This is a genomic window from Chloroflexus sp., from assembly GCF_034435895.1.
GTDB lineage: Bacteria > Chloroflexota > Chloroflexia > Chloroflexales > Chloroflexaceae > Chloroflexus.
This window is the reverse complement of the sequence record NZ_DAOTWH010000336.1, coordinates 1-3771: the sequence shown is the minus strand read 5'-3', so window position 1 is coordinate 3771 and position 3771 is coordinate 1. Positions and strand designations below refer to the sequence as shown.

General features: G+C 56.1%; 3 protein-coding genes and 1 pseudogene. 3 read left to right on the top strand and 1 reads right to left on the bottom strand.

The window, feature by feature from the left end; translation table 11 throughout:
• Nucleotides 1-175 precede the first annotated feature (175 nt).
• Nucleotides 176-1006, top strand: a pseudogene (locus U9R81_RS18660) (DNA-methyltransferase).
• Between the two features lie 6 nt (nt 1007-1012).
• The gene (locus tag U9R81_RS18655) at nt 1013-1309 is read left to right on the top strand and encodes a PmeII family type II restriction endonuclease (RefSeq protein ID WP_322496916.1); all 297 of its coding nucleotides are present in this window, start codon (nt 1013-1015) and stop codon (nt 1307-1309) included.
• Nucleotides 1310-1828: 519 nt separating this feature from the next.
• On the opposite strand, the gene U9R81_RS18650 is transcribed toward U9R81_RS18655, so the two are convergent.
• The gene (locus U9R81_RS18650) at nt 1829-2434 is read right to left on the bottom strand and encodes a hypothetical protein (RefSeq protein ID WP_322496915.1); all 606 of its coding nucleotides are present in this window, start codon (nt 2432-2434) and stop codon (nt 1829-1831) included.
• Between the two features lie 292 nt (nt 2435-2726).
• On the opposite strand from U9R81_RS18650, the gene U9R81_RS18645 reads away from it, so the two are divergent.
• Nucleotides 2727-3771: beta-galactosidase (locus U9R81_RS18645; RefSeq protein WP_322496914.1), on the top strand; the 1045-nt coding region annotated here is incomplete at its 3' end.

The following is a 3771-nucleotide window of genomic DNA, read 5'->3' as shown; positions in this document are numbered from 1 at the left end:
CAGCCCGATCGCATGCTAGCCCGCGACCTCGACGACGCCGGCCTTGGTCGCGCCCTCCGCGACCGGCTGCGGCGAGCCGCAGTGCAGGTGGTGGAGGTTTGACGAGGTGCGAGTAATAAGCAAAAATCTGAAAAGATGTTCTATATATTTCGCAATTAAGGATGTCTTGACCACTATGGAAGCGCCAAACGCGGTTCAACTTATTCTTGGCGATTGCCGAGATGTCTTAAAAACGTTGCCATCTGACTCAGTTGACTAGATTTTCACTTCACCGCCGTACGCCGATCGGCGTAAACACACGTATGGCGGCATTGCGCCTGAAGAATATGTGGAGTGGTTTTTGCCAGTTGGTCAAGAATTGTTGCGTGTTCTGAAACCAGATGGTACATTCATTCTCAATATCAAAGAGAAAGCTGAAAATGGTGAACGCCACACCTATGTGATTGAGCTTATTTTAGCGTTACGCCAACGAGGCTGGCTATGGACGGAAGAATTTATTTGGCATAAAAAGAATTGCTATCCCGGTAAGTGGCCGAATCGCCTTCGTGATGCATGGGAGCGCTTGATACAGTTTAACAAGACCAAGCGTTTCAAAATGTTTCAGGGAGCGGTCATGGTGCCGATGGGAGACTGGGCTGATAAACGGCTCAAAAACCTAAGCCAAACCGATCTCATAAGAGACAACTCACGGGTCGGCAGCGGGTTCGGGAAACGAGTTGCAAACTGGTTAAGTCGCGATCAAGTGTACCCGACCAATGTGCTGCATCTCGCCACCGAAACAAGTAATCGTCGCCATAGCGCCGTCTTCCCCGAGGCGCTGCCTGAGTGGTTTATCAAATTGTTTACCCAAGAAGGTGACACTGTACTTGATCCATTGATGGGATCGGGAACCGCCATCAAAGTAGCGCGCCGGATGAACCGGCGCGGAATCGGGATTGAGATTCTGCCAGAGTATTTTGCGTTGGCAGAAGATACAATTACAGAGAAGGCGCTGAGATTGTTGTGAACAGTAATTATCACCGCGACGCGCCACTACATCCAATCTCACATTGGTGCGTTTCATGAGAAGCGCCTCGATAGCTTGCGTAGCCTCAAGCTTGAACAGATTCTCAAACGCAAAAACTCTTACCTCTTTCTCGCTAAAAATATTCTCATCGCATCTGATCTCATTCGTCTCTTACTGGAAGCACATTTATCTTCGCAGGAAGAGACTCTATTTGGTGAATTTTTGGAAGGTCTAGCAATACACGTATCCAACAAGACCTTCGCTGGATGGAAATCTTCTCCGCTCAGGAATCCCGTCCACTGAAGCGGGGGATTGCTTCGGGCGCTACGCCCCCTCGCCATGCCAATTACTGATTGCCCCACCGGCGACACCTGTACCTCGTTGTACCCGACATCCACCAACCACTGCCCGTCAGGACTAAACATCAGGTGCCGTACTCGGTTTTGGCTGCCTCTCAAGCGATACCCCTGCTCTCCATCAGCCAGCCGGCGCAACGTAATCGGTTGCCGTGGCGGATTTCGGCCAAAGAAGAAATCAGATCCCGACGCAGGATAGGCAGCCGGCGCGGCTAACCATTTCCCAGCAGGGCTAATGGCCACCCGCATGCTGTCTAGGCGGAAGGTGTTGGTCAAGGTCAACGGTTCGGCAACCGTTTGCTCCCCTACGACAGGAAACGTTTGTTCGTGAACGAGATCCCACGTTGCGGTATCATAGGTTCGGATCGTATAGCCACCCACGCTGAGCCGGGAACCGTCGGGGCTAAACGCGAGGCTGTCCGCCGGTTCCGCCTGAATTTGGCGCACCACTGCCGCCTGCGCCACGTCAATCAGCCAGACTCCCCCCCGGCAAGGTTGTGACGGCGATGTACCGGCCATCGGGGCTAAAGGCCAGTTGCCGCGCTACCGTGATAGCCGGGTCGTCGATGCGCACCGACCACAGTTGGCGCTGGTTCGCGACATCCCAAAGCTGCACTTCGGGGCCGTGGGCAGGGTTCGCCTCGGTCAAGGCCAAGGTACGGCCATCGGGTGAAAACGCGAGCCACATCTCTATCCACCCTTCTGGCGGCAACCAGCAGACAAGGTACGCGCGCAGCTTGCCGCTGGCCAGATCATAGATCCTGACCGTGCCACGTTGACCGACCGCCAACCATAAACTATCAGGGCTCACGGCCAGATAGCCACCGGCGGGAAAGAATGTGAGGGGTTGGTTATCTGGAAAGCTGAGGATGGTGGTCTGGTAGCTGCTCGCCACCGCTAACCGGCCATCCGGCACAAAGACCGCTGACAGATACTCGCCGGCCTCCCAGATGTATGCCGGCGGTACCGCCGTCGCTCGGGGCGTATTGGCCTGCTCTTCAGTGACTGATGACAGGATTTGCCAAGAGACGACACCCGTCACGATCGCAAGACCGAGAAAGATCGCCAGCACGAAGGGCGGCTAACCCAAACCGCAGTAATCGTTGCATACGCCCTCCAATCGCTTGATGTGTCAACACGGCGGCCTAGGCGTAGGATGGCCGTATGCCTTTATTATGAACGCACGAGTACTGAAATCTAATCGCCTTACATACAGCTTGAGCACTAGGTGAGCAACCAGTGATGCCGAATCGATTTTTTGTGCTTCTACGCACAATGTTTGCATTCGACAGTTCCACCCGTCTATGTCATGATTAAGGACATACCGCGTCAAAGCTGATGTGGAGTGATGAGCGAGGTTGAATATGAGCGCCACTGTTTCCGTTGGCCGCAACGGGATCGAACTTGACGGCCAACCTTTCTATCTCCTCTCGGGATGTATTCACTATTTCCGCTGGCCGCGCGCCGAGTGGCGTCCGCTGCTCGAACAGGCGCGGTGGGCCGGTCTCAACACGATCGATACGGTCATTCCGTGGAATCGCCACGAGCCGCAACCCGGTGCGTTCGATTTTAGCGATGAAGCTGATCTCGGCGCTTTTCTCGACCTCTGCCACGAACTAGGCTTGAAAGCGATTGTGCGCCCCGGCCCCTACATCTGCGCTGAGTGGGAAAATGGCGGGTTGCCGGCATGGTTGACGGCCAACGGCGACGTGCGCTTGCGCACCGATGATCCGGCCTTTTTAACTGCGGTGCTGCGCTGGTTTGACACCCTGATGCCAATCCTTGTGCCACGCCAGTATACCTGCAGTGGGCCGATTATCCTTTGCCAAATCGAGAATGAGCACTGGGCATCGGGCGTCTATGGGGCCGATGAGCATCAGTTGACGCTGGCCCGTGCTGCGCGCGAACGCGGGATCGAGGTGCCGCAGTATACCTGTATGGGAGCTACCCCCAGCTATCCCGAGTTCCGCAATGGCTGGAGCGGGATCGCCGAGAAGTTGGTGCAGACGCGCCAGCTTTGGCCTGATAATCCGATGATTGTCTCGGAGCTGTGGAGTGGTTGGTTCGACAACTGGGGCGGCCAGCGCCAAACTCGCAAGACGGCGGCCAAGCTCGATGTGACGTTGCATCAACTGACGGCAGTGGGATGCGCCGGCTTCAGCCATTGGATGTGGGCCGGCGGCACCAATTTCGGCTATTGGGGCGGGCGCACCGTCGGCGGCGATTTGATCCACATAACCACGAGTTACGATTATGACGCGCCGGTCGATGAGTATGGCCGCTTGACCGAAAAGGCGCTGGTTGCCCGCCGCCATCATCTCTTTCTGATCTGCTTCGGCGCGGCGTTGTCGGCGGTGCTGGCCGATGCCGTACCCGGCGGCATCGCCGTCATCCCGCCGGCGGCGATCG